26 protein-coding genes and 1 pseudogene are annotated in these 25,483 nt (G+C 64.3%); 7 read left to right on the plus strand and 20 right to left on the minus strand.

Translation table 11 applies throughout. The features are described from left to right. Positions 1-131: 131 nt before the first annotated feature. The gene (locus tag N4T19_RS01680; protein ID WP_116925171.1) at positions 132-599 is read right to left on the minus strand and encodes a nuclear transport factor 2 family protein; all 468 of its coding nucleotides are present in this window, start codon (positions 597-599) and stop codon (positions 132-134) included. 87 nt (positions 600-686) lie between these two features. Between N4T19_RS01680 and N4T19_RS01685 the strand changes: the two genes are divergently transcribed. Further along, on the plus strand, positions 687-1,256 hold the full coding sequence (locus tag N4T19_RS01685; protein WP_116925278.1) for a TetR/AcrR family transcriptional regulator: 570 nt from the start codon (positions 687-689) through the stop codon (positions 1,254-1,256). 105 nt (positions 1,257-1,361) lie between these two features. Here the strand turns inward: N4T19_RS01685 and N4T19_RS01690 are convergent, their stop codons facing one another. From N4T19_RS01690 to N4T19_RS01715, 6 genes are all read right to left on the minus strand, one after another. Then, positions 1,362-3,182: a sensor histidine kinase gene (locus N4T19_RS01690; RefSeq protein ID WP_260719283.1), complete on the minus strand. Its 1,821-nt coding sequence runs from the start codon at positions 3,180-3,182 to the stop codon at positions 1,362-1,364. 23 nt (positions 3,183-3,205) lie between these two features. Continuing rightward, positions 3,206-3,898: a response regulator transcription factor gene (locus N4T19_RS01695; RefSeq protein ID WP_260719284.1), complete on the minus strand. Its 693-nt coding sequence runs from the start codon at positions 3,896-3,898 to the stop codon at positions 3,206-3,208. 453 nt (positions 3,899-4,351) lie between these two features. Beyond that, the gene (locus N4T19_RS01700) at positions 4,352-5,086 is read right to left on the minus strand and encodes a sulfite exporter TauE/SafE family protein (RefSeq protein WP_260719285.1); all 735 of its coding nucleotides are present in this window, start codon (positions 5,084-5,086) and stop codon (positions 4,352-4,354) included. 335 nt (positions 5,087-5,421) lie between these two features. After that, on the minus strand, positions 5,422-7,881 hold the full coding sequence (locus N4T19_RS01705; protein WP_260719286.1) for a TonB-dependent siderophore receptor: 2,460 nt from the start codon (positions 7,879-7,881) through the stop codon (positions 5,422-5,424). A gap of 185 nt (positions 7,882-8,066) precedes the next feature. Further along, a complete protein-coding gene (locus N4T19_RS01710; protein ID WP_260719287.1) occupies positions 8,067-9,059 on the minus strand; it encodes a FecR family protein in 993 nt (330 codons plus the stop codon). Further along, positions 9,056-9,622, minus strand: coding sequence for a sigma-70 family RNA polymerase sigma factor (locus tag N4T19_RS01715; RefSeq protein ID WP_260719288.1), 567 nt, complete (start codon positions 9,620-9,622; stop codon positions 9,056-9,058). The genes N4T19_RS01710 and N4T19_RS01715 overlap by 4 nt, the downstream gene beginning before the upstream one ends. Positions 9,623-10,075: 453 nt before the next feature. Here N4T19_RS01715 and N4T19_RS01720 point away from each other — a divergent pair, with 453 nt between their 5' ends. Beyond that, the gene (locus tag N4T19_RS01720; protein WP_182345430.1) at positions 10,076-10,585 is read left to right on the plus strand and encodes a hypothetical protein; all 510 of its coding nucleotides are present in this window, start codon (positions 10,076-10,078) and stop codon (positions 10,583-10,585) included. 204 nt (positions 10,586-10,789) lie between these two features. On the opposite strand, the gene infA is transcribed toward N4T19_RS01720, so the two are convergent. The 11 genes from infA to N4T19_RS01775 all read right to left on the minus strand — a co-directional run bounded on the left by infA (position 10,790) and on the right by N4T19_RS01775 (position 18,604). Continuing rightward, complete coding sequence (gene infA, locus N4T19_RS01725) at positions 10,790-11,056, minus strand: translation initiation factor IF-1 (protein ID WP_116925178.1); 267 nt, start codon at positions 11,054-11,056, stop codon at positions 10,790-10,792. Positions 11,057-11,084: 28 nt separating this feature from the next. Further along, entirely contained in the window at positions 11,085-11,309 is a 225-nt protein-coding gene (locus N4T19_RS01730; RefSeq protein WP_116925179.1) for a hypothetical protein, read from the minus strand. Between the two features lie 316 nt (positions 11,310-11,625). Beyond that, positions 11,626-12,048: a hypothetical protein gene (locus tag N4T19_RS01735; RefSeq protein ID WP_260719289.1), complete on the minus strand. Its 423-nt coding sequence runs from the start codon at positions 12,046-12,048 to the stop codon at positions 11,626-11,628. 561 nt (positions 12,049-12,609) lie between these two features. Next, a complete protein-coding gene (locus N4T19_RS01740; RefSeq protein WP_158400602.1) occupies positions 12,610-12,783 on the minus strand; it encodes a hypothetical protein in 174 nt (57 codons plus the stop codon). 229 nt (positions 12,784-13,012) lie between these two features. After that, positions 13,013-13,669 (minus strand): glycosyltransferase family 2 protein, encoded by a 657-nt coding sequence (locus N4T19_RS01745; RefSeq protein ID WP_260719290.1) that lies wholly within the window; start codon positions 13,667-13,669, stop codon positions 13,013-13,015. Positions 13,670-13,676: 7 nt separating this feature from the next. Next, entirely contained in the window at positions 13,677-14,255 is a 579-nt protein-coding gene (locus N4T19_RS01750; RefSeq protein ID WP_182345433.1) for a class I SAM-dependent methyltransferase, read from the minus strand. After that, positions 14,252-15,010, minus strand: a complete 759-nt coding sequence (locus N4T19_RS01755; RefSeq protein ID WP_116925182.1) for a PIG-L deacetylase family protein — start codon at positions 15,008-15,010, stop codon at positions 14,252-14,254. Before N4T19_RS01755 ends, N4T19_RS01750 begins: the two co-directional genes overlap by 4 nt. Then, positions 14,998-16,023, minus strand: a complete 1,026-nt coding sequence (locus tag N4T19_RS01760; RefSeq protein ID WP_182345435.1) for an acyl-CoA dehydrogenase — start codon at positions 16,021-16,023, stop codon at positions 14,998-15,000. Before N4T19_RS01760 ends, N4T19_RS01755 begins: the two co-directional genes overlap by 13 nt. A 3-nt stretch (positions 16,024-16,026) precedes the next feature. Beyond that, entirely contained in the window at positions 16,027-17,571 is a 1,545-nt protein-coding gene (locus tag N4T19_RS01765; protein WP_260719291.1) for an alpha,alpha-trehalose-phosphate synthase (UDP-forming), read from the minus strand. Continuing rightward, positions 17,568-18,347: a trehalose-phosphatase gene (gene otsB, locus N4T19_RS01770; RefSeq protein ID WP_260719292.1), complete on the minus strand. Its 780-nt coding sequence runs from the start codon at positions 18,345-18,347 to the stop codon at positions 17,568-17,570. Before otsB ends, N4T19_RS01765 begins: the two co-directional genes overlap by 4 nt. Next, positions 18,347-18,604 carry a hypothetical protein gene (locus tag N4T19_RS01775; RefSeq protein WP_116925186.1) on the minus strand — a complete coding sequence of 86 codons (258 nt, stop codon included), beginning with the start codon at positions 18,602-18,604 and terminating at the stop codon, positions 18,347-18,349. Before N4T19_RS01775 ends, otsB begins: the two co-directional genes overlap by 1 nt. Before the next feature lie 252 nt (positions 18,605-18,856). Between N4T19_RS01775 and ku the strand changes: the two are divergent. The 4 genes and pseudogenes from ku (at position 18,857) to N4T19_RS01795 (ending at position 23,090) form a co-directional block, all read left to right on the plus strand. After that, positions 18,857-19,859, plus strand: a pseudogene (gene ku / locus N4T19_RS01780) (non-homologous end joining protein Ku). Positions 19,860-19,884: 25 nt separating this feature from the next. Further along, complete coding sequence (ligD, locus tag N4T19_RS01785; RefSeq protein ID WP_260719293.1) at positions 19,885-22,407, plus strand: DNA ligase D; 2,523 nt, start codon at positions 19,885-19,887, stop codon at positions 22,405-22,407. A 185-nt stretch (positions 22,408-22,592) separates the two neighbouring features. Continuing rightward, positions 22,593-22,787: a hypothetical protein gene (locus N4T19_RS01790; protein ID WP_021028206.1), complete on the plus strand. Its 195-nt coding sequence runs from the start codon at positions 22,593-22,595 to the stop codon at positions 22,785-22,787. A 132-nt stretch (positions 22,788-22,919) separates the two neighbouring features. After that, complete coding sequence (locus N4T19_RS01795) at positions 22,920-23,090, plus strand: hypothetical protein (RefSeq protein ID WP_021028205.1); 171 nt, start codon at positions 22,920-22,922, stop codon at positions 23,088-23,090. 73 nt (positions 23,091-23,163) lie between these two features. Here N4T19_RS01795 and N4T19_RS01800 read toward each other — a convergent pair whose 3' ends face one another. Both N4T19_RS01800 and N4T19_RS01805 read right to left on the minus strand, forming a co-directional pair. Further along, on the minus strand, positions 23,164-23,316 hold the full coding sequence (locus tag N4T19_RS01800) for a hypothetical protein (RefSeq protein WP_165841144.1): 153 nt from the start codon (positions 23,314-23,316) through the stop codon (positions 23,164-23,166). A 150-nt stretch (positions 23,317-23,466) separates the two neighbouring features. After that, positions 23,467-24,081, minus strand: a complete 615-nt coding sequence (locus N4T19_RS01805) for a TetR/AcrR family transcriptional regulator (RefSeq protein ID WP_116925189.1) — start codon at positions 24,079-24,081, stop codon at positions 23,467-23,469. Positions 24,082-24,214: 133 nt separating this feature from the next. Between N4T19_RS01805 and N4T19_RS01810 the strand changes: the two genes are divergently transcribed. After that, a complete protein-coding gene (locus N4T19_RS01810; protein ID WP_260719294.1) occupies positions 24,215-25,456 on the plus strand; it encodes an MFS transporter in 1,242 nt (413 codons plus the stop codon). Positions 25,457-25,483 lie beyond the last annotated feature (27 nt).

Below are 25,483 nucleotides of genomic sequence, written 5' to 3' on the forward strand. Positions count from 1 at the left end.
AACCCAGTCGCACCAGATTTTTGAGCAGGACCAAGCGGGAGATGCCCAGGTGCCGAGCTGCCTCAGACTGGTCCGCGGGGGAGCGGGAAAATTTGCCATTGAGATGGTAGAACCGCTCGCTAGCCTGTTTATTAAAGCCCCAACTCTGACAGTCCAGGATGGTCATCCGGCCGGCGGCCAAGGGGCCAGTGGAACTTGCGCTCGGACTCTTTGATCGGCATGTCGTTGATGCAGGCGTAGCGGCGTCGCATCAGGCCGTCGGCTTCGAACTCCCAGTTCTCGTTACCGTACGAGCGGAACCAATGGCCTGCGTCGTCATGCCACTCATACGCATACCGAACCGCGATCCGGTTGCCTTCATGCAACCACAGCTCTTTGATGAGCCGGTAGTCCAGCTCCTTGTTCCACTTTCTCTCCAGGAAGGCCTGAGCCTCCGCTCTGCTGTGCGCGAATTCGGCGCGGTTGCGCCACTGTGTATCCAGCGTATAAGCCATAGCCACTGTAGCGGCATCTCGGGTGTTCCAGCCGTCTTCAGCCATACGCACCTTTTGGATGGCGGCTTCGCGGGTAAAGGGGGGCAGGGGTGGGCGCATTTCCATGGGTTACCTCTTTCAAAACGTATGTAGGACGATCTGTCTACATGTGTCATGCTAGCGCATGTGGAACGATCTGTCTACAATGCCCACATGCCTTCTGCAAAATCCTCCTCAGACACCCTCGCTCCTAGGGAGCGCATTCTTGTGGCCGCGCACGCGCTTTTCTACCAGGATGGCATCCGAGCCACCGGCGTAGACAAAATCATTGACCAGGCCAGCGTCAGCAAAGTCACGTTCTACCGCCAATACCCGAGCAAAGACGAGTTGATCCGGGCCTATCTTGACTATCGACATGGCATCTGGATGTCCTGGTTCGAGATGAGTTTGACGCAAGCCCTCCATGCAGGAGCGGCTGCCACGCTAGCGCTCAGCACCACGTTGCGGACTTGGTTCAGCCGTGCTGATTTTCGGGGCTGTGCATTTCTCAACGCAGCGGCTGAGTTAGGCTCTTCTAACCCGGAAATTTTGAAAGTGGTGCGCCAACACAAGCAGGAAATGGCAGCGGTGCTCGACAGCCTGTTGGCCAGCGATGGCAGGCCTGTGGGCCATGCGCTGTCGTTGGTGATTGATGGCGCGATCGTCCATGCCCAAATGGGCCAAGTCTTGGATGACGTAATGGACGCCTTCAACGTAACGGCTGCGGCGATGCTTCAGCGCTAAGCTGCGAGCACGCAGCTCGCGCATGCAGCTCGTGCAATCTTGCAGGAGGAATGGGGATGGTTGCCTCGAATGAAGCGTACTCTCAACAAAGGTGCTTGGCGGACATCAGGCCTCAGGTGTTTCAGCACCCTCTGCGTCCGTGGGCAGCGTTACCCGCAGCAGCACCGTTGTGAGCCCGCCTTGCGACCCTACGGACAACTGCGCCCCCAGCCGCTGTGCCCGGGCTTGCATGCTGCGCAGGCCGGTGCCGTGCGTGGGGGTGTTGGCTGCTTTGGCCGCAGGCAGACCCACGCCATTGTCTTGCACCTGCAGCAGCAGCTGGCCGGCCTCGCGCGCCAGCACCACGTCCACGCGCTTGGCGTGGCTGTGCTTGAAGGCATTGGTTAAGGCTTCTTGCAAAATGCGCAGGACATCCAGGCTGGCGCTGGTGGGCAGGTGCAGCTGGTCGATATGGCTCAGCTGCCAGTGCACCTCCATGTCATGCACTTCGAACAGCTGGCTCATGCGGTAGCGCATGGGGGCGAGCAGCTCTGCGAGCGACAGCTCGCCATAGTGCTGGGCAGAGGCCAGGTCGATGATCAGCCGCAGGTCATCGCGCATGCCGCGCAGCATGCCCAGCACCTGGTCGGGTGGCAGCGAGCCGCGTGTGCGCTCCAAGGTGGTGATATTGCCGATCAGCATGCCGCCCAGGCCGTCGTGCAGGTCATGCGCAATGTTGACCCGCTCGCCCAGGCGGGCCTGCAGCAGCTCCAGCTCATGGCGGCCGGCCAGCGATTCGGTCAGCTCGGCGCGGGCTTCGGCCACATGGTGCTGCATCTCGTCGTTGAAGCTCTCGATGCGCCGCGTGTTCTGCACAAAGGTCCAGGCCAAGGTCAGCGCAATGCCTACGGTGGCCAGTGGCTCGGTGTAGGTGGCCAGGTAGAAGTTGTCGTCCACGATGCGGGTGAAGACCAGCAGGTCATGCGCCATCGCCAGGGCGCTGGCCAGTGCCGTGAGCGACAGCAGGCGCTGGGCCTGGTTGCCGTTGCGCCAGGCCAGGCCGACAAACACGCCAGCGGTGGTGAACAGCAGGGCCGACGAGGCCCAGGCCATCACATTGCGCATGTCTCTGAGCTGCGCATCAGGCACCAGCAAGGTAATGGCCGCCAGCGCGGCAATGATAAGCCACATGGCGGCCTCGCGCCTGGGCCAGCGGCGGCCCATGAAGCGCAGCACAAACATGGCATTGCAGCCGTGGTAGAGCACATAGGCAACCGACACCACGGCTGCATAGGTATTGATATGGTTGAACGGCCAGGGCGTGGTGCTGACAAAGTTGACGGTAAAGCCCACCCAGGCGGCCTGGCGTGCGGCGTACCAGCCGTAGGCGGCCTCTTGGCGGCGCATCAGCCACAGCACCAGGAAGAAGCAGCCCAGGGTCGCCCCCACGCCCAGGTGCAGCCAGTTGAGGTTGTGCCGCACCAGGTAGCTGTGCTGCTGTGCCATGCGCAGCGGCTCGGGTGCACCAATCTCAACCGGGCCTAGCGCAGGCTGGTAGGCGTAGTAGCCGCTCACGCGGATCAGCAGCTCGTTGCTGCCGCTGTGCAGCAGCGGCGCGGGCAGCACCAGGTAGCGCGGCGTATTCCAGGCGCGTGTCATCGGCTCGGTCAGATACGGGTCGCGCTGCAGCTCCACGCCGTTGACCGAGATGACACCGGCTTGCATCAGGTAGTGGATGTAGAGGCCCTGGGTCTGCGGCTCGCCGCTGATGTCCCAGCGCAGCCGGTACCAGACAACGCCGCTATAGCCGGGCCACTGCTGGTTCCAGTCGTTGGGCACCTTCACCGGCACCCAGCCGTTGTCGGGTGGCTGCTGGGCATCCCAGTCCGAGCGCGCCGCCTCGGCCGTGCCAGGCCAGGGCTGGCCTTGCGCCTGCGCGGGCGGCACCTGGCACAGGGCCGCCAGGCAGATCAGCGCAACAAGCCATGCTCGCGTGCACGCCGCAAGGCCTGCGTGCGCGAGCTCACGGCCAATTTGTCGTAGATATGCCGGATATGGGTGTCGATGGTCCATCGGGATAGGTGCAGGCATTCGGCGATTTCGCGGTTGCTCATGCCGGCGGCGACATGGTCGAGGATCTCGCGCTCGCGCTCGGTGAGCGCTTCGCGCAGCGCCGGGTCCGGCGGCTGCGACGGGGTGGGAGGGCGCCCGCCCGGGCGCCCCACCAGGTCCAGAATACGCCGGGCGATGAAGGGGTCGATGGGCGCGCCGCCCTTGAGCACATTGCGCACCGACAGCGCAATCTCCAGGTCGTCGCGCTCCTTGAGCACATAGCCATTGGCGCCGGCGCGCAGCGCGCCCAGAATCATCTCCTCGGTGCTCCAGGCCGACACCACCAGAATCGGCAGCACCGGGTTGCGCGCGCGCAGCCAGTCAATCAGGTCAATGCCATTGCCATCGGGCAGGCCTAGATCGATCAGCGCCATCACTATGGGCTGCAGGCCGCCCTCGGGCGCGGTCACCAATTGCTGGCACTCGGCCAGCGAGCCGGCCTCGCACAGCTGATCGGCTGCGACGCCTACCGAGCCCAGCACGGCGCCCAGCCGGGCGAGCATGTCGGGGTCGTCATCAACCAGCAGTACGGGAAGTTGCGCAATAGCCATCGCTACATTTTGACGCAAAGACGGAGATCTTCCATCACGCATTTACGGTAAATGCGGCTGTTATGGCCCCTGGAGCGCTAATGGCCGGACAAGGCGTTGAGCGTGGATGGCACCTGCTGGGCACTGCGCTAGGTGAGCCGCCACAGTACGGCAGAGGCCAGCAGCATAAAGCCAGCCACGGAGCGGTGCCCAGGCACCACCACCTTGCCGCACAGCGGCGTGGCGGCCAAGAGATGCTGCGCTGGAACGCGCCCGCTGCGCGCCCAGCAGCGGACTGATGAGCGCCAGCTGCGCGACGCCTGCGCACAGCACCAGCGTGTCGCTGGTGACCGCGCCGATCAGCGCCATGGCCACAGGTTGCGGACGGTAGCAAGGCATTTTTGCCATCCAGGTGATCGGCTGCTGTGGTGGGGCGGGCGTGGGGGATCGGTGTTTTGCGTGGTCTGCGCGTCTTTAAATAAAGGGCCGAGAGGCAAGCTCGAGTCCCAAGACAAGCAGCAACAGCAGAAAGCACAGCCGAAAGCGCTGGGGGCTGATGCGCGCCCGGAGCGAAGCGCCAAGCCCCATGCCCAGCAATGCAGGGATGACGCTGAGCGACGACAGACCCAGCTGGTTCAGGCGTAACGCGTCGTTGGCCAGCAAACCTGCGGCAAGGGCCAGGGTCGAGATGCTGAAGGACAGCCCCAGCGCCTGCACCAGCTCATCCTTGTGCAAGCCAAGAGCGCCAAGGTAGGGAACGGCCGGCATGACAAAGACGCCGGTGGCGCCCGTGACCATGCCGGTAACCAGCCCCACCAATGGTGAAAGCCATGTCTCCAGCGCACGCTGGATGGTGAGCGCGGGCGCCAACAAGGCATAGACCGCATACGCGATCAAGGCCGATCCCAGGGCGAAGCCGGACCAGCGGGGGTCAACTTGCACCAGGAGCGCGGACCCGCCCACCGTCCCGATCACCATGGCCGCCAGCATGGGCCACAGGCGCTGCACCAGCGCTGCCACCGCGCTGCCAGAGAACAGCTGCCAAACATTGGTGACTAAGGACGGCACCACCAACAGGGATGCCGCCATGGCCGGCGGCATCACCATGCCCAGCAGCCCCATCGCCACCGTCGGCAGCCCCATCCCGGTCACCCCCTTCACCAAGCCGGCAAAAAGAAAGGTGGCTGTCAGCAAGCCATAAAAGAACATTGAATCATGCATGGGAAACCTCCAGATGGCCCCCATTGAACGGGTTTGGCGGTCCAAGCACAATTCGGAATTTATGGCTGATGCTTCGGTTACTCCTAAGGATCTATGGAGAGGGACTTGAAAATGGCCGGAACAGTTGGAAATGCCGTATATGCCTATGGCTGCTGTCTGGCAGGCGGTAGCCGGGCTGGCGTTGGCCGTTGGGCCCCCGCGGCCCGCTGGACGTGGCAGCGTCCAGTTTGTTTTACTGTGCAGACCATGCCGACCCGGCCGCTCCAGGTGTGCAGCCAGGCCATGCGTTGGCGAAACTCGCCTGCCATCTGCGCAGGCGGGTTTTAGAACGAGCCGCGCAAGGTCAACATCGCGTTGCGCGGCTCGCCATAGTGGCTGCTGTTGACCAGGCTGCCGATGGACGAGTAGTAGCGCTTGTTGAAGATGTTGTTGAGGTTCAGGCTCAGTTGCCAATGTGGGTCGATCTGGTAGCGCACATAGCTGCTCCAGACGGCGCGGCCCGGGGCATGGAGGTTGATCGCACCGATCTTGCGGTAAGAGGCCGTTTGGGTGTTGACGCCGCCACCGATGGTGAGGGCGTTCCAGTCGCCGGGCAGGCGGTAGGTGGTCCACAGGCGCAGCAGGTGCTTGGGCGTGTAGCTGTTGAAGTCCAGGCCTTCGTTGTTGATATCGCGCTTGTAGGTGTTACGGTTGAAGGTATAGCCGGCAAACAGGTTCCAGCCCCGGCTCAGCTCGCCGCTGATCTCGGCATCAAAGCCCTGGCTGCGCACGCGCCCGTCGTCGGTGTAGCAGTAGTAGCCATCGCGGCAGTCCGGGCCGGAGGCGACGTCTTCGGTGGCGCGGTTCTTCTGGTCGACGCGGTAGAGCGCAAACGATGTGTTGGCGCGGCCGCCCAGGATTTCACCCTTGAGGCCGAGCTCATAGGTTGCACCCTGGATGGGTTTCAAGTTCTGGCCCGCCGCGTTGAGCGACCACTGCGGGTTGAAGATATCGGCATAGCTGGCGTAGGCCGACCATTGCGGGTTGAGGGCATAGATCAGCCCGGCAAAGGGCATGAAGCGGGTGTTGTCCTGGTGCGTGGATGAGGCGACGACGGTGCCGGTCGTCGTCGTGATCGTGTCGAAGTCGGTCTTGTAGCTGCCCAGGCGCCCACCCAACACCAGCTTGAGCGGATCGCTCAGCTGCAGGCGCAGCGCGCCATAGGCGCCGGCCTGGCGCGTCTTGCCCAAGGTGCGCTCGGTGTTGGCATAGCGAATGGCCTCGTCGCTGGGCTCGGTGCGGAACGGGTCCGGGTCAAACACATTGATCGGCACCGCCGGGCTCATCGAGCTGTAGTCGCTGGTGACCTTGCCCTGGCTGTAGCTCGTGCCCAGAACCAGCTGGTGCTCGCGCCCCAAGGCGCTGAAGTCGCCCACCAGGCTCGCATCCAGGCCCGAGGCGCTCTGGTCGGCTTGCGTCAGGTTGCTGACGGTGGCGCCCAGGCCGGTGGCGGCGGCCACGGCGCGCTGGGAAGAGGCGTACTTCATGTCCAGCGCTTCCTTGACATGCAGGGCCGAGACCTTGGCGCGCCAGCGGCTGTTGAAGGTATGGGAGAGGTCGGCGTACAGCGTCTGGGTATGGTTGTTCTGGCGGTTCCAGATGGCGCCCAGGTAGGTGGAGCGGGGCAGCGCGATGTCGCGGCCATCGCTGTAGTGCGGCAGGCCCGAGATAAAGGGCCGGCCCTTGAAGGACTCGTAGCTTGCGCCCACGCTGACCTGGGTCTGGGGCGAGATGTCGTACTCCAGGGTGCCGTACAGGGTGCCATTGCGCTGGTTGGCATAGTCGATGAAGGAGTGCTGGTCGTCCACATCGATGACGGCGCGGCCGCGCAGGCTGCCTTCGGCGTTCAACGCGCCGCTGCCATCGATTTGCGCGCCATAGCGGTCCCAGGAGCCGGCCTTGGCGGTGACGGTGACGCCGCCTTCCTTGAGCGGGCGCTTGCGCGCCAGGTTGACGGCGCCGCTCGGGTCGCCGCCGCCTTGCAGCAGGCCGGCCGAGCCGCGCAGCACTTCGGCCCGGTCATAGATGGCCGTGCCACCCTGGTAGTTGCTGGCGCGGCCATAGAGGCGCTGCACATTGACCCCGTCATACTGGATGGTGGCGATGCTGAAGCCGCGCGAGTAGATGTACTTGCCGCCTTGCGGGCTTTGCAGCAAGGTGATGCCAGTGGTGCTGCCCAGCGCATCGTAGACCGAGGTCGCGTTTTGCTCATCCATCAGCTGGCGGGTGACCACGCTGATCGACTGGGGGATGTCCTTGAGCGCCTGCTCACCCTTGCCGATGGTGACGGCACGCGGCGTGTAGGCGCCGGTCTGCTCGGTGGTCGCACTGCGGATGGCCGGCGCGGTCACGCGGATCTCGTTGAGCGTCAGGCCAGCGGCGGCGGCATCGCTGCTGACGGTCGTGGCGCCGGCTCCGGCTCCCGTATGGGGCGCGGCGCGCAATGCCCAGGTGCCGCCGTCGATCTTGACCAGCTCCAGCCCGCTGCCGGCCAGCGCGTCGCGCGCTGCGTCCTCAGGGGCATAGCTGCCGCGCAGGGCCGGCGCCGTGCGGCCTTGCACCAGGCTGGCATCCATGCTGATTTGCTGGCCGCTTTGCGAGGCAATGCGGGCCAGCGTGCTGCCCAGCGGCTGGGCAGGCAGGTCATAGCTTTGGACGGCGGCCGGGTGGCTGGTTTGGGCCTGGGCAGGCAAGCTGCAGGCGATGGCGGAGGCGAGTGCGGCGGCCAGTGCGAGTGCGCCCATATGCGCAGTGGGCAGGGCGGGCGAGCGGCAAAGTGGCATAGATTCCTTGGAGATGCAGAGGGAAAAATCGAGGCTTCCAAGGTATGTAGAGCGAGCACAAAAAAGTGTTCATTTATTTTTGGGGGGCGAGGCCGATGCGCTGCAGCCCCATCCCGAACAGACCTGTCCGGACAGGGCTGTGCGCCTCAGGCCGCCTCGATCACGACCAGCCAGCCGCGCTGGTAGACGCGCACCGTGATGGGCAGGGTCGCCGCCAGCGCATCCAAGGCGCGGTCGCTGTCATCGAGCGCATAGTTGCCATAGACCCGCAGCGCCGCAGCCTGGGCGCTGATGCGGACAAAACCCCGGCGGTAGGCCCGCAGCGCCTGCACCACCTCGCCCAGCGGCTGGTGGTGCACTTCGAGCATGCCGCGCTGCCAGGCAGCCGCTGCCTGCGGGCTGGTGTCGTCGCCAGCGATCGACAGCGTATCAAAGCGCGCGCTTCGGCCTTCTTCCAGCACCTGGCTGGCACCGGCTGCAGTCGTCAGGCGCGTGGCGTGCTCGAGCATGCTGACGCGGGTAGCGGCCTCATCCAGCCGTACGGCAAAGCGGGTACCCAGCGCCTGGATGCGGCCGTGCGGGCTCAGCACCTCCAACGGCGCCAGGCCGTTGCTGGCGGGCTGGGCCTGCACCAGCAGCGCGCCCTGGCGCAGCTTGACCCGGCGGCGGTCCGCGCCAAAGTCCAGGTCCACGGCTGAGCGGGCATCCAGCAGCAGCTCGCTGCCATCGGGCAGGGTGAAGGCATGGCGCTCGCCCGTGCCGGTGCGCAGGTCGGCGGTGATCTGGCGCAGCGGCATATGGCGGTCGGCCAACAGCAGTGCCCCGGTGGACACGCCGGCAACGGCCAACGCACCGCTGAGCAAACGCCGCCGGCTGCTGCCCCGGCGCTGGGCATGCACGAGGGCCTGGCCCATCACATCGCCGATCGGGGTGGCGGCCACTGCACGGGCCGCGCCAAACTGCGCATGCAGGCTGCCGCTCAGCCGCTGCCAGACCACCTGGTGCTGGGGGTGGGCGGCGAGCCAGGCACGGTGGCGGGCATGGTCGGCCTCGGTCATCTCGCCCGAGTGGAACTGCACGAGCCATTCCACGGCCGCTTCGCTGACCGGGTCCAGCGCGGATTCGGGGCCTGCCGTCATCCAGCGCTCAGGCGGGTCGCCATCGCAGGTGCTGCATTGCGCACTGGTGCGGTAATGCCGGCATCCTGCCTGGCCAGGGCCAGCGCAATGCGGCGAAAGCCCTCTGCCATATGGCGGCGCACGGTGCTGTGCGAGATGCCCAGCCGCGTTGCGATGGCCTCATAGCCCAGACCATCGAGCTGGCTGAGCAAAAAGGCCTGCTGGGCCGGCAGCGGCAGGCCGTCGAGCGCATGGGCCACATGGGCCAGCGTCTCTTGCAGCACCGCCAGCTCTTCGGGCGAGGGCATCAGCGGCTCGGGCTGGGCGCCCAGCGCTTCGAGGTAGCTGCGCTCCAAGTCGCGGCGGCGCCAGTGGTTGATCAGCAGCCGCTTGGCAATGGTCGTCAAAAACGCCCGGGGCTCACGGATGGCCTCGGGCGGCGTGGCACTGGTGAGCACGCAGACAAAGGTGTCGGCCGCCATGTCCTGCGCATCGGCGGCATTGCCGAGCCGGTGCTGCAGGCGCTGCTGCAGCCATTGGTGGTGGCCGGTGTAGAGAAGCTGGATGTCGAGAATGGCAGACATGGGAGGCGGTGCCAAACAGGCGGCAAGCGGATGCATTTGAGAATTATTCGCATTTTAAGTCGGTTTCCTGGGCCTGTCGGCAATACCCTCGTGCCGTGGGATGGATGCCGATGGGCATGCGGCGCAAGGCGTCGTTTGCGGTCAGCTGCGAGCTCGTGGCAACGACGACGACGCAGCGAATCGCCCGAGCCCGCATGCAGGCAAATCAGAGGCGTTGGCCGAGGGCCCTTCGCTCTGGCGTTGGGGTTTGTGTTGTGCCGCGGGCCAGATGCGGGCCGCGCTGCTTCGCCGAGCACGGTTCGCATGGCTATCGATGGCAGTCGGCGCCATGGATGAGGTGCCTAGCCAATTGGTAAACGCGGGAAGCGCCTACTTGAAGGACATCTACTTGCTCTCGCTCCATCGCCCTGGCGATGGGGTAGCCTGACTCACAGCTTCAGGTAAAGGAACAAGATGAGCTATGGGCAAATACTGTTGTTTTTCTTCATGTGTTGGCTGTCGTACTTTGCGTACTGGCTTTTGTCGAGGGGGCCGCCGAATGCGCCTGGGCGTCTCAGCCGCCCTGTTGAGGGCTCGGTCCGATTGGAAGACCTGATATCAAAAAAGCACTGGGCCAGAGGGGAGACGGTCAAAATTGCCGACGATGGCAGCTATACGGCAAACATCTCACGAGTCGCAGGCAATACCTTTGGTGAAAACGCCAACCGGGAGTGCATCGCGTTTCTTGTTCCAGAAGACGGCAAGGCGAGTTCCGACAAGGCCGTGTCAGTGGTGGTGGATGGGCTGCGCATCGGTCAGCTGTCCGCGAGAGACCTGATGCCCTTTAAAGTCATGTTGCATGGCGCGGGATTGCATGCCCAAGTCACATCCTGCGATGCATATATCGGCGGTGGCGGAACGGCGGCGGACGGGAAAAAGCGGCACTACGCGATTTGCCTGGATGTGGATTGGTTCGAAGCCTAGCGCCTTGAAGGCGGGCCACCGGGGTTCGCGGGCCTGTCACCGAGCCTGATGACTGAAGCGCGCCATGGCGCTGGCTTGCTCGGTGGTGCATGTCATGGCTCACAGCGGCGAGATTGCAGCCCGGGGCCTGCAGTGGACGAAAAAAACCGCCCGGAGGCGGTTATAGATCGGCAGAGCCAAGCTCCTTAAAGGTTGCTTGTCTGTCTATCGCTTGCGGAACTGCTTGGAGCCGGTGGCGGCTCCTGTGCGAGGCGCAAGATGCCGGAACGTAATTCGACCCTTCGACAGATCGTAAGGGGACATTTCGATAGTCACATTGTCCCCTGCAATGATCTTGATACGGTGCTTTCTCATCTTGCCACCGGTATATGCAATGAGGGAGTGTCCATTGTCCAGGTTCACGCGATACCTGGCATCTGGAAGAATTTCTTCGATCTTCCCCTGCATTTCGATAAGGTCTTCTTTGCTCAACGGATGTCCTTGGTGATGGCCTGCGGCCTTATTTCATGAGGGCAAGCTGCATGCCCTCTTGCTTGGCGTGATCGACCGCCTCCTGCGCTGTCTCGAACAGCTTGGAGAAGGTGTACACGGTGTCTTGCGCTACTGAGCCCTGGCCGGACTTCAATGAGACTGCGGATTGGAACTTTCCGTCTGGCTGCTCGCACACGCCTGGCGAGATGAAGTAACGGGAAATTTTGTTAGTGTCTTTAAAAAAATGAAACATGGGTGCGCGCTCCACACGTTGACACGGTGGAGCATGAAGCGCCAGAAATAAATGCGAAAGAGGGAAAAGCCGACCCTAGGAATTTATTGTGGCTTGGAGGGCTTGCCTAGGATGGTGTGCACAGCGCCTTGAGCACTTTGCACTTTGACGAATCAAGGGGCAAGCATGCCCTGATCGGATATTTCAGGATAGCACAAAGCTGACTTCCGTGCGCGAGAAGTCCAATTGCAGGAAGAATCCAGGTCAGGGCCCAGGGTGGGCACCGGCTCCCAAAAAGGCAACCCATCCTGTGGCAGCGACGGTACACCCCAGAGCGCTACGGCACAGCGATGGCTGCGGGTAATGCGAAATCAGGATGGTCGTACAGCCGTTGGCAAGCCCGCTTGATCTGGTAGGCGGCCATTTCGCTGCGCGTGTCTTGCGCTTTTCGGGCTGAACACTGGGCTCCGGAGCGGAAGTCTGTGCCGCCGTTTCTTGACCCTTGTCCTACCGCCTCCATCCCTGCGGGGTAGCTTGCCAAGCAGCCTTGCGATACCGCCTTGGCAGCAGCGTCGCTTCCCACTTGTTCCGCATGGTCGAGGATGCAGGTTGCGTAGTTGCCCGCCCGTATCGGTAGGGGCCACAGCAGGGCCAGTGCTGCCAACGGTGACGACAGCGCAATCCACCAAGAAAAAAACCGCGCAACGGCGGTCAGGTCTTTGGACTGCAGCGTCCCCCGGTTATAGAAATTTGAAGGCATGTACCGCCGCGATCTGCTGGTCCTGGCCGGGGCGATCTTTGTCTGCAGGGGGTTTCTTGTCTTGCTCCTGCGGCGCTGGCACCCCCGCGCTGTGCAGCATCAGTTTGGACGTATCCCAAAACGACGCAGGGGGATAGGCTGAGAATTTGAACATGTAGACCTCCGGTCTATTGCGGCAGATCAAGATGGATTGCCTCGACCCACAGTACTCCTTTTAATGACCTTAAACCGGCCCACACAATGTATTACGTTGGCACTTTGGGTAGGCACTGCCTGCGCCGCTTGCCGCGCCGTTGGCACATGCCAGAGACGCCATCGCTGGGCGCAGAGCATGCTGGGATGTCGCATTGCCATGCGGGTACCGGGCGCTTTTGCGACCAAAGGAGCCGGAACCCAGACGCAATCCCAGGCAAACAGCCCGCCAGTGGGCGGGCTGTGGTGCCGGTAGCCAGGCCTGGGTGATACCGCAGGCAGGTGCAAGAAAGCCGATGCTCGCTAAAAGCCGTTCATGCAAGCTTGAACCGGATGGAGGAGATGCACGAACTCGGCGTGGAACAGAGACTAGGTGGCGAGCTGCTTGGCGTTTTGCAATGCAGCGAGGCGGCGGTACTTTTCGAAGGTCTTGCTGATATCAGTGGACACCGCTGGAACATAGCGGTTTTGCTTCTCACCACGCTGCGCGACTAAGGGTCGGGTTGGCATGGTCAGCATCGGAAATGATGGCTGGTGTTGCATGACGAACTCCTTTCTTGGATAGCTCCATGATCGCCGCGAAGGGCTGCTTCGCGGTGTAGGCGCTGTCTGAGGAATGTCAACAGATTTGAGCTGACTGGCTGTAGTGTTTTTGCCCGTGGCCTGCTGCCGCAGCGATGGCTTTGGGCAGATTGCTGCAGCGCCTGGCGGCACATCAGGCCTTGAGGGCAGTTTTGGTGCTGTGTGCAGGGCTGCCTTAGCGCAGCACGTGCTAGGTTGCCAGCCGAATGGCCCCCGCAAATCCATGCTCGACGCGCGAAAAAGGCCGGCCGCTGGTGAGCACCCGTGGCAAGGCGCTCCAGGCGATCTGCGCGCCCAGGGCGGCAAGGCGGTCCACCAACGCCTGGTCTTCGCCGCACTCCATCGCGTCAAACCCGCCCGCCTGTTGGTAGCAATGGGCAGACAGGCCCAGGTTGGCGCCATGCACATGGCGGTGGCCGTCGCGATCCTGGTAGCTCGATTCAAAGCGCAGACGCGCGGCCGGTGCATCCAGGCCGTGCGCCTCCCAGCTGTCGACCCCCACCGTGCCGCAGACCACATCGGCCCCCAGCGACAGCTGCACCGCCAGCCAATCGGGTGCCACGCGGGTATCGGCATCGGTAAATGCCAACCAGCGCGCCTGGTGATGCAGCAGATGGCGCGCACCTGCGGCCCGCGCGCGGCCCACATTGCGGGCACTGACGTGCAGGGTCACAAAAGGCCATTGCTGTGCGATGGCAGCGCTGCCATCGCTGCAGCTGTCGAGCACGACGACAACCTTGACGTCTTCGCCACCCAGGTCGGGGTGCAGGCTGGCGCGGGCGACGCTCTCGAGGCAGGCCGCGATAAGCTCCTCTTCGTCATGGGCGGGTATGCAGATACCAATCATCGGGTGCTCACAGTCTTTCCCAAACCTCTAGCAAGAAATCAGTCTCGCGGTGCTCCACCACAGTCTTGAGCGCTGCGCTGGCCCCCACCTGCGCATGGATGGTATCGGCGGCTTGCAGCAGGTCGGGCGCCTGGTGGCGCCAGTGGCACATCAGCCAATGACCACCCGGCGCGAGGCACGACAGGCAGCGCTCGATGAACAACGCCAGATCGGCATCACACAGGTAGTAGGCGAGCTCGGAAACCACCAAGAGATCAAAGCCGCCGGGTGGCACCTGAGGCCATTGCTGCGGCAGTTGCAGCTTTTGCAGGTGCAGCTGGTGCCGGTCCTCGCGCTGGATGCGGGCGTTGCACAGCAGCACCGCCGATTCGGCACAGTCGGCGGCGATCAGTTGGTCACAGCGCTCGAGCAGCGCCATCGTGGTTTCGCCATTGCCGCAGCCGGGCTCAAACGCATAGCGGTAGTGCTCGCGCGGCAACGATGCCAGCAGCAGCTGGCGTTTGCGCCGCTCGTACCAGGCGGTCTTGACGGCCCAGGGGTCCGGGGAGCGTTGGTAGAGCTGTTCAAAGTGTTGGCGCTGGTTCATCGCAAGATCACCTCGAAGTTGCGCAAGAGGCGCGCCGTGGCCCAACGGGGCAGGATTGGGGGTCTGCCCGTGGACGGGTCAGGCAGCAACTGGCTGCGAAAGCAGGACAGCGCCAGGCATTTGCGGTCCAGCTGCTCGGCGCTCAGCGGCATGCGCACGGCCTGCTGCCAAGGCACGCGCTGGTCTCCGGGGCTGGCCCAATGCCAGGTCCAGATTGGCACCTCAAACAAGCGGCTGCCCACATCGGCTGTGGCTGCTGCGCAGGCCTCGCCGGTGGCCTCGTGGTCCGGGTGGCCGTCATAGCGCCACGGGCAGAAGACGGCGTCCGTTGCGCGCAGCAGTTGCTGCAGGCGCGACTCGAGCTGGGGCTGGTGGTCCTGTACCTGCCCATCAGGGATGCGCAGGTGGATGATCTGGCTGCCCGGGCAGAGCAGGGCCAGCGCCTGGGCGCTTTCGCGCTCGCGGGCTTGGGCCAGTTGGTCCGGCGTCCACAGGCGCGAGCCCGGGTGGCTGGCTTCGCCCGAGGTGACGGCGATCACCGTGCAGGGCAGCGCGTTGGCCTCGCAGTACTGCATGATGGCGGCAGTGGCAAGAATCTCATCGTCGGGATGGGGTGAGACAATCACCACCCGCTGGCAGCCCTGCAGCAGCGCATCGGCAGGCGTGGTGTTCAAGGGGGCCTGGGCCAGCCAGGACTGCCATTGCAATTCGGGGGTGCCTTCTCCCTCGATATGGCGGGACATCAGAGCTTCCATGGTGCGTTATTCTCCTGTTGTGTGATGGCCTGCCCGAGAGCGGCGAGATCGCGCTCCGCATGGCTTTGGCGGATAAAAATTGGCAGATCCGCCAGCAGCAAGGCGAGCGACCTGTCTTTGCAAAAAGGGCCCGGGCCCAGCGCGCGCGGCACATGCTGCAGCACTTGCTGGGCTGTGGCCTCGGCGGCCAGGCGGGTGCGGTTCACTTCCCGGGTCCAGGGCTGGTCAGGCTGGGCATCGATATGGGCTGCCGTGGCGCGCAGCAGCGCGGCTGTGGCCGAGAGCGCCACATCCACCGCGCCCAGGTGGGCCAAGGCATGGGGCTCTGCATGGCTGCGGCAGGTGCGCAGCAACTGGCCCGCGATGCGGGCGCTGGCGCCATACCAGCACGCTGCAATGCCGGCGCCCCCATGCTGAAAGCCCGGGCGGCTGAGGTAGGCACCGGGCTGGCCCACCAGGGTGCCAGTGGCGTTGCGCAGCTGCACATCCACACTCGCGCTGTCGGCCATGCCCACGGCCTGCCAGCCATCGCTGCTGACCTGCACTGCGGGCTGGAGCAGGTTGACGGCGACCAGACAGCGCTCGGTATCGGAGAGCCAGGCGGTCACCAGCGCATGGTCCACGGATTGCGCGCCCGAGCACCAGGCCTTGGTGCCGGTCAGCAGCACCTTGCTGCCGGGGGCTAGGCCATCGCTGGCGCTGAGCGCTACGGCCTGCACCCGGTTGCCCGGCGGCTCCGCGCCCCAGACGGCCCAGGTCCGCGCCGCTGCCGGCGCCTGCGCGCCCAGTTCAGCCAGAGTGGCCAGCGCATCGGTATGGCCCTCAAACAACTTGACCAGGCTCAGGTTGCTGGCTGCCACAGCCGCCAGCGCCCGCCAGCGCGCCAGGGTCTGGCCCTGTCCGGGCAGAGGCAACCGGTCAAGGCGCTGCGCCACCAAGGTGCGCAGCATCTCTGCGGGCTCCTGCGGCTCGGAGGCGGTCAGAAAATCTTCAAGTTCGGTAGAGGCATTCATCGTTCAACGGCCCATGCGTATTGCTGCAGCGTCCGGGCGTGGTGCGGGGGCGCTGCCGCTCACCACACGCAGATAGGGAAAGCTGCCATCCCGCGTGGGGCGGGTCATCGGCAGCTCGCCATCCGCGGCGGCAACGAGGCGGTGTGCTGGCACAGACAAGCGCGGTTTACGCGGCATCGCAGGCTGGCACTGGTCCAGCGCCTGCAAAAAGCGCTGGCACCACCAGTGCACATCCTCGGCCTCGATGCGGGCCAGCAGCTTTTGGTGCCGCTCGATGCGCTCGGCCAGCGGCATCTGGAGGGCCTGGTCCAGGCTGTTGGCAGTGCTGTGGGCGTCATAGGGATTGACCAGCAGGGCTTCTTGCAGCTGCTCGGCCGCACCGGCAAAGCGCGACAGCACCAGCACCCCGGGGTCAGCCGGGTCCTGGGCAGCAATGAATTCCTTGGCGACCAGGTTCATGCCGTCGCGCAGCGGCGTGACCAGGCCCACCGCTGCCGAGCGGCACAGGCCCGCCAGCTGGGCACGCGTGAGCACCTGGTGCATGTAGCGCACGGGCATCCAATCGAGCTCACCAAAATCGCCATTGATGGCGCCGCACAGCGATTCGAACTGGCGGCGGATCGCTGCATAGGCCAGCAGGTGCTCGCGGGTGGGCGAGCCGATCTGCACCAGGGTGGCGCTGCGCCGGTGGGCCGGGTGACGCTCGAGCAGATCGCGAAAGGCGTGGATGCGCTCGGGCAGGCCCTTGGAGTAATCGAGCCGGTCAATACCCACCACAAGGCGGCGCTGGCGGTATTCCTGCTCCAGTGTCGCCTGCACCTGCTGGGCGGGGGGGGTGTCCGTCAGCGCTGCAAAGGCGCGGGCATCGATGCCGATCGGAAATACCTCGCAGCGCGTTTGCTGGCCGTGGGCGCGGTAGTGGTGGCGGTGGCTGATGCGGCCATCTGCCTGTGCCAGCACATAGCTCTCAAAATGCTGCAGGTCCTGCCGGCTTTGCAGGCCCACCAGATCAAATGCCATCAAGGCCTGCATCAATGCCTTGTGCTGGGGCACTGCCCCGAGGGCGACCAGCGGCGGGAATGGGATGTGCAGAAAGAAGCCGATGCGCTGCTGGCAGCCCAGCGCGCGCAATTCAGACGCCAGCGCCATCAGGTGGTAATCATGCACCCAGATCACGTCATCGGGCTGCAGCAACGGCAGCAGCTGCTGCGCAAACTGTCGGTTGACACGCTGGTAGCCTTCGTAAAAGCTGGGGTTGAATGCAGCCAGATCCAGGCGATTGTGGAACACCGGCCAGAGCACGTTGTTGCAAAAGCCGCTGTAGTAGCTGTCATGGTCGCAGCGCTCCAGCGTGGTCGTGGCGACGGTCACGGCGCCCCATGGGCGGATGGAGGGTTGCGCTGGGGACTGCTCCGTGACCGCGCCGCCCCAGCCAAACCACAGACCGCCGTGGCGCTGCAGCGCCTCTTCCAGCGCGATGGCCAGGCCACCGGGCGCCGCATCCTGCGGATCGGCCACGCGGTTGGAGACAATGACCAGACGGCTCATGGTTGCACCTCCGCCGGCCGGCGCAGCGCGCTCAGCATGCGTTGCTGCGTGCACGCGGCTTGAAGCCAGTGGTAGACGGCCTCCACGCCATCGAGGCGGTGGCTGGCGCAGCTTACGTCCGCGCCCACCTTGATGGCGACGCCGCGCTCGGCCAGCACAGCGGCAAAGCCGCTTTCATCGCTGATGTCATCACCCAAGAAAAATGGCGTGCGGCCGGAAAACGGCGGCTCCTGCATAAAGGCCTGGATGGCGCGGCCCTTGCTCGCGCCCACCGGCAGCATCTCCAGCACCTGCTTGCCGCGCAGCAGCGTCCACTGCGGCCTGTGGGCCAGCATCGCTTGCAGGCTGCGCAGGCACAGGTCCTCCAGCGATGGATCGCGGCGGTAGTGCAGGGCAACACCGCTTTGTTTGGGCTCGACATACAGCGCTGGGTGCGCCTGGGCCAATTGCTCGCAGGCGTCGATCACTGCAGAAATATCACCTGGCGCGTCGTCGCATTGGTGGCCTGCGGCATCGCGGCGCTGCGCGCCATGCGCGCCGGCACAGGGCAATTGCAAGGGCTGCAGGAAGGCGTCGATGACTGCAATCTCCCGCCCGGAGATGATGGCCAGCGCGCCGCCCAGCAGTGCCTGCAGATCGCGCAACAACGGCACCAGCCCGGCAGGCACGGCAATGCTGTCTGGCGTTGGGGCAATGGGCACCAGGCTGCCATCGAAGTCCAGGAACAGCGCCGCATTGGCGGGCAGATGCGGCGGCACTGGCAAGAGGCTGGCCATCAGGGATCCAGCGGTTCTGGGCTGATGACGCGCTCGGATTCGGGATCCTGCGGAATGTCGGGCTCGGTGCTGGGTGAGAACGGAGGGTGGGGCGGGTCCTCGCCCGGCTCGGGTGCCAAAGGCTCCTGCTCGGGATAGGGCTTGCCCACGGGATCCATGGTTTCGTCTTCGGGGTAACTGGGTTGGGTTGCGGGCCGGGTGTCGGTGCGGCTGTCGGTACCGGTTTCCGGCTGGGTGTCTGGCTTGGTGCTGCTCATGTCGTGCTCCTCGGTCGTATGCCTACTAGGTTCGCTGCTGCCGCGCCCCAGGTCTGTAGGATTTGTGCGCCCGCGCATGGAGTCATCCAAGCGAGTTGGCAGCTGAGGCTGGTGCAGGATTGGGGTGGTGCGGTCTTTTTGTCAGACCGCGCTGGCATGCAGATGGTCGGAAGTTCCCTACGCGCGTTGCCATTTGCTCTCAGCGGTCCGGCCGTGACGCGCGCACACTGGCCGCATACCTAGGAGGCCGGCATGAAAGCGCAGCAAGGCAACGCCCCGACATCGACACGAACCATCTGGAAAGGCGCGATCAGCTTTGGGCTGGTGCATGTGCCCATAGGGCTGTACACGGCCACGCGCGATTCGGGCATTGATTTTGACTGGCTGGACAAACGCTCGATGGAGCCAGTGGGCTACAAGCGCATCAACAAGCGCACTGGCAAGGAGATCGCCAGCAGCGATATCGTCAAAGGCGTGGAGTACGAAGACGGGCACTGTGATCCTGAGCCAGGAGGAGATCAGCGCGGCCTTTCCCAAAACCACGCAGACCATCGAGATCGAGGTCTTTGTCGATGCCGATGACATTCCGCTGATCTACCTGGAGCGGCCCTACTACACGGCGCCGCTCAAGCGCGGGGAAAAGGTGTATGCACTGCTGCGCGAGGCGCTGCGCAAGACCAACAAGGTCGGCGTGGCCAAGGTCGTCATCCAGACCAAGCAGCACCTGGCCGTGCTGGTGCCGTGCGGGCGGGCGCTGGTGCTGAACCTTCTGCGCTGGGGCGGTGATATCCGCTCGTTCGAGCAGCTCAACCTGCCGCCCCAATCGCCCAAGGCCGCAGGCATCAGCAGCGCCGAGATGGACATGGCCGTTGCGTTGATCGAAGACAAGGCCCAGGCCTGGAATGCCGATGATTTTCGCAATTCCTTCTCCGAACAGATCCAGAAGCTCATCGTTGCAAAGGTCAAATCGGGCGAGGTCGAAGAGGTGGTGCAGGCGCCCAAGGAGTCGCCGGTATCGGGCGGCGCCGAGATCCTGGATTTGACGGCCTTGCTCAAGCGCAGCCTGGCTGGCGCCGCCAAGACTGCGGAGGCCAAGCGCGCTGCACGCAAAACCAAGGCCGCGCCGGCCAAGACCAAGGCCAGTGCCCCAGCCAAAGTGGCAGCCGCAGCGGCTAAACCCAAGGCCAAGTCCACGCCAGCCACCAAATCCGCCAGCGCCCGCAAGCCCACGCCTGCCAAGCGGCGTGCGGCTTAGTGGCCTGGCGCCCTGGAGGCTCTGCATGCCCAGTTCATTGGACAAATACCAAGCCAAGCGCAACTTTGCCAAGACCCCTGAGCCGGCCGACGGCGGCGAATCGGTCGCGGGCCAGCTGCAGTTTGTCATCCAGAAACACTGGGCCAGCCATTTGCACTACGACCTGCGGCTCGAGCTCGATGGCGTGATGAAAAGCTGGGCGGTGCCCAAAGGGCCCAGCCTGGACCCCAGCCACAAGCGCATGGCCGTGCAGGTGGAAGACCACCCGATTTCCTACAACCGCTTTGAGGGCCAGATCCCCGCCGGCCACTATGGCGCGGGCAAGGTGATCGTCTGGGACAAAGGCCTGTGGCTGCCGCTGGCTGACCCGCACGAGGGCTACCGCAAGGGCAAACTCCATTTTGAGTTGCAGGGCCACAAGCTGGGCGGGCGCTGGACCCTGGTGCGAATGAAGGGCAAGGAGGGCGAGCGCCAACCGCCTTGGCTTTGGATCAAGGAAGCGGACGACTTTGCCCGCCCGGCTGGCGAGTTGGACATTGTCAGCGCCCGGCCCGACAGCGTGGCCAGTGTGCAGCGGGCGGCGGTCGCCCAACTCGCTGCAGCGCCTGCGGCCCAGCGCGGCACCACCCGCAAAGCGAAAACCCGAGCCTCTGCCTTGCCCACCACGATGGCGCCGCAGCTGGCCGTGCTCGCTGATGCGCCGCCTCCGAACCCCCAGGACTGGGCCTGGGAGCTCAAGCTCGATGGCTACCGCATGGCAGCGCGCAAACAGGGCCGCAAGCTGGCGCTGTGGACCCGCAATGGTAAGGACTGGACGGCCAAGATGCCGGCGTTGGCAGCGGCCCTGCAGCATGTGCAGCTCAACGACGCCTGGCTGGATGGCGAGGTGGTAGCGCTCAATGACAAAGGGCTGCCCGATTTTCAGCGGCTGCAAAACGCGTTTGATGGGGAGGGTACGACCGACCTTGTCTATTACCTGTTTGACCTGATGTTTGCCAATGGTCAGGATTTGCGTGCCCAGCCCTGGCAGGCGCGGCGCCAGGCGCTGCGGGCGGCGCTGCGGGCGGCGCTGGATGCCAGCCCGGGCTTGGGCAACAGCGTGCGAATCAGTGAGGCTTTTGCCGGCGACCCGGCACAACTGTTGGCCTCGGCCTGCGCGCTGGGCATGGAGGGCATTGTCGGCAAGCGCAAGGATGCCGCCTACCGCGAGGGCCGCACGGCGGACTGGATCAAGCTCAAATGCGGCCAGCGCCAGGAGTTTGTCATCGGCGGCTACACGCGCCCCCAAGGCACGCGAACCGGTCTGGGCTCATTGCTGCTGTGGATGCACGACAGCGGCGGCCAACTGGTCTATGCCGGCAATGTGGGCACCGGTTTTACCGAGGCCAGCCTGCGCGCGCTGACGGCGCAACTGCAAAATATCAAGACTAGGACATGCCCTTTTGTGGACCCCAAGCGCATTGACTATGCGGCCATCTGGGTTCGTCCCGAGCTGGTCGCAGAAATCGCCTTTGCCGGCTGGACCGGCCAGGGCCGGGTGCGCCATGCGGTCTTCCATGGCTTGCGCGGGGACAAGCCCGCCAACCAGATCACTCGGGAGAGAACCACCACCATGCCTGTTTGCAAGATAACCCCCAGCGCTACCGGCGGCATTGAGGTCAGCCATGGAGAGCGCATCATGGACGCCAGCACGGGCGTGACCAAGCTGGACGTGGTGCGCTACTACGAGCAGGTGGCGCCGCTGATGATGGAGCACCTGCAAGACCGGCCTACCTCGCTGGTGCGCACCCCCGATGGGGTGGGGGGCGAACATTTCTTTCAGAAGCACCTGCAGGCCCGTGCCATGGCCGGCATCGTGCAACTGCCCCAGTCGCTCGATCCGGAACACCCGCCGCTGCTGGCCATTGCCCGAGCGGAGGGCCTGGTCCAGGCGGCGCAGTTCAATGTGGTCGAGTTCCACACCTGGAACGCCAGGCGCGACAAGATTCTGCGGCCCGACCGCATGACCTTTGACCTGGACCCGGGAGAGGGCGTGGCCTGGCCGGCGGTGCAGGAGGCGGCCGAGCTGGTGCGGGTGCTGCTGCAGGAGCTTGGCTTGGAGCCCTTTCTCAAAACCAGCGGCGGCAAGGGCCTGCACTTGGTGGTACCGATCCAGCGCCGCCATGACTGGGATACCGTCAAGGGCTTTTCCAAGGCGATCGTGCAGCACCTCGCAGCCACCGTGCCCCAGCGCTTTGTGGCCAAGAGCGGCCCGCAAAACCGCAAGGGCAAGATCTTTGTCGACTACCTGCGTAATGGCTGGGGCGCCACGACGGTCAGTGCCTGGTCGCTGCGGGCGCGGCCGGGTATGGGTGTGTCGGTACCCATCGGCTGGTCGGAGCTGGACCAGGTCAGCAGCGGCGCACACTGGGGCATTGAGTCCATTGAAGCGCGCTTTCGCAAGGGAAATGCACCCTGGGATGGCTATGCCCAAGCGGCGGTGTCAATTACCGCGGCAATGAAGCGGCTCGCTGACGCAGGCTCATCATCGGGTGATGGATGGGCTTGAAAGCCTCTATATCAACCCAGTGCATATCAGCTGGGTTAGTCTTACGGAAAGCAAATAACAAGTCTGCGCCACGCCTGGGGGTGGCTGTAGGACGTTTTCTGCTTATTTCGTAATTTTAAGATCGCTGGCTGGCGTTTTGGAGTAGTTTTGTTACAGTTTAACCACCAAAGCATTGGAGGCTAGGAATGTCTACGCAGACCGGAAATGACAAGGAGAAAGACGCCTATTTGGATGCGTTGAAAGCCCAGGGCGCCGAATTGCTGGCAGACCACCCGGCAGAAGGCACCATTGAGCACGCGCGCCTGTCGCTGATCGACGCCAAGATCGAGCAGTTGACGCGACCCATCACCGCAGACAGCTGGAAAACGCCGGAATACTGAATACGCCCGGGGGTGTACCAAACGTTGGTTCTTGTAAAAGAACTTTGCAAAACGCGTGGATGGCGCTATCGTCGTGGAACCTGGATCGTCAGCCGAATCTACGGTTTGGGTATCAGGTGGAAAGGAGGTCTTATGCGAGAAGCGGAAGACCTGCTTGTGGTGACGCAAGCGCAATACGAGCGTCTGGAACTGGAAGTGATTGGTTTACGGGATCTGGAGCCCTTCATGGGCTCTCCGCAATATGATCGCCTGCAGGATGTGGAATTGGCACTGAAACATTACCAAACGCAATTTCGCCCCTAAGCGATACGACACAAAACCCGCAGTGGCGGGTTTTTTCCTGGGCGGGTCTTGCGGCCTGCCTGCTTCACCGCTTTTACTGCTGCTGGGACTGCGCTTGCTGCTGCTGGTTCTGGCCCCGGCCTTGCTGCTGCTGCTGGGCAGGGCGCTGCTGGTTTTGTTGGTCCTGCTGCTTTTGGGCAGGTTGTTGGCCATTGGGACTTTGGTTGGGTTGCTGCTGGTTGGTCATCTCTGTCTCCGATTAAAGGGCGCAGCGGGATATTTGCTGCCCTTTCAGATTAAAGGCGCAGCCTTGCTGAATCTGTAGTCACTGTGCTTGCATGGGCGTAATATGCCGTGGAGGCATGTCGTCACCGCCCATCTCACAGACACGCCAGAGCTAGCCACGCAGCGGCTGCACCAGCAAGCCCCGCAGCAGTAAATCCAGGCCCACGGCGGCTTGCTCCAGGCGCGCTGCGCCATCGGCCCCATCGGCACCTTCAGCCCCATCGGCAATCCAGAACGCCGCCTCGGCCAGGCTGCCATAGATCAGTGCTGCGAGCGCCCGCGCATCGGCTGGGGCCACCACGCCTTGCGCGATCAGCGTGCTGATCAAGCCCTGCATGGCGGTGAGGCAATGGCGTTGTGCATCGGGGGACGCGCCGCCTAGCACGGCCCGGGCATCGCGCAGCACGATGCGCTGTATCTCTGGCTCCAAGGCCATTTCCAGGTAGGCGCGGCAGCGCTGGCGAAAGCCTTGCCAGGGGTCCTCGGCGCTGTCCGAGATCGCCTGCAGCCGGGCATCCATCTCGTCATCGATCTGCGCCACCACGGCGGCGAGCAGGCCTTTCTTGTCACCAAAGTGGTGGTAGAGCGCGCCCCGGGTCAGGCCGGCCCGGGCGGTCAAATCGTCCATCGACGTATCGGCATAGCCATGCTCGGCCAGCACTTGGCGGGCGGTGGCCAGCAGGCTGGCACGGGTGGCTTCCATCTCGGCGCGGGTGCGTCGAACCATGCGCAATCTCCTTACATACAGTGCGTATGATTATTTACAAACATGGCGTATGTATATAAGATTTTATTCATACGCCTTGTATGTATTGTCGCTAGCCCGGCCCGTGTTGGCAAGCCGGGCGCAGAAAGAAGCCATGCTCCAGACCTACCGAACAATTTTTGCCGCGCCCGGCAGCACGGGCTTTTGCCTGGCTGGGCTGCTTGCCCGCCTGGCGCTGCCGATGATGGGCATCGGCATCATCACCATGCTGGCCCAGTTGCGCGGCAGCTATGCGCTCGCTGGCGCAGTCTCTGCCGCCTTTGTGCTCAGTTATGCGCTGCTGTCGCCGCAGACATCGCGCCTGGTGGACAGCCATGGCCAGCGCCGCGTGCTGCCGCAGGCCACCGGCGTCAGTGTGGCCGGCCTGGTGCTGCTGCTGGCGGCCACCCGGTGGCCGCTGCCCGATTGGACCTTGTTTGCCGGCGCGGTGCTGGCCGGGGCGATGCCCAGCATGCCGGCGATGCTGCGTGCCCGCTGGACGGCGCTGTACCGGGGATCGCCGCAGTTGCAGACCGCTTATGCGCTGGAGGCCGTGCTCGATGAGCTGAGCTTTATTGCCGGGCCACCGTTGTCGGTGGGGCTGTGCGTGGCGGCCTTTGCGCAGGCAGGGCCGCTGGCTGCCGGTGGTCTGCTGGTGCTGGGCGTATTCGCTTTGCTCGCCCAGGGCGCGACCGAGCCAGCGCTTCAGCCGCTTTGCATGCAGGGCAGAGCAGCGGTCTCGGTGATTCGCCTGCCCCATGTGGGCCTACTGGCGCTCTTGATGGCGGCGATGGGGGTCATCGTGGGCACGGTCGATATCGTGAGCGTGGCCTTGGCGCGCACGCTTGGCCAGCCAGCCTGGGCCAGCGGCGTGCTGGCCGCTTATGCGCTGGGCTCTTGCGTGGCAGGCCTGCTGTTTGGTGCGCTCCAGCTGCGCATGCCTTTGCCGCAGCAGCTGGCGCTGGGCGGGCTCGCCACGGCGCTGACGACCTTGCCACTGCTGCTGGTAGGCAGCATCCCGGCGCTCGCTGGTGCCGTGCTGCTGGCCGGTCTGTGTTTTGCGCCCACGATGCTCGTGGCGATGGCGCTGGTCGAGCGCCTGGTGCCCGCGCAGCGCCTGACCGAGGGCATGACCTGGCTGCTGGCCGGCCTGAATGTGGGCGTAGCGCTGGGCGCAGCGGCATCGGGCCAGCTGGTCGATGGCTTGGGTGCTCGCTCGGCCTTTGCGGTGGCCTGGGTGGCTGGGGCGCTTGTGCTGCTGCTGGCGCTATGGGCTGCGCGGCAACTGCGTGTGCCGATGTCTGCTGTGGCAGATGGCACCACCACCAACAACAACACCGCCTCCCCAGCCGCTTGATAGCGCGCTGCCTTTTGCCATGACTGG

Origin of the sequence: Comamonas squillarum (genome assembly GCF_025309455.1) — a bacterium.
Taxonomy (GTDB): domain Bacteria; phylum Pseudomonadota; class Gammaproteobacteria; order Burkholderiales; family Burkholderiaceae_C; genus Comamonas; species Comamonas squillarum.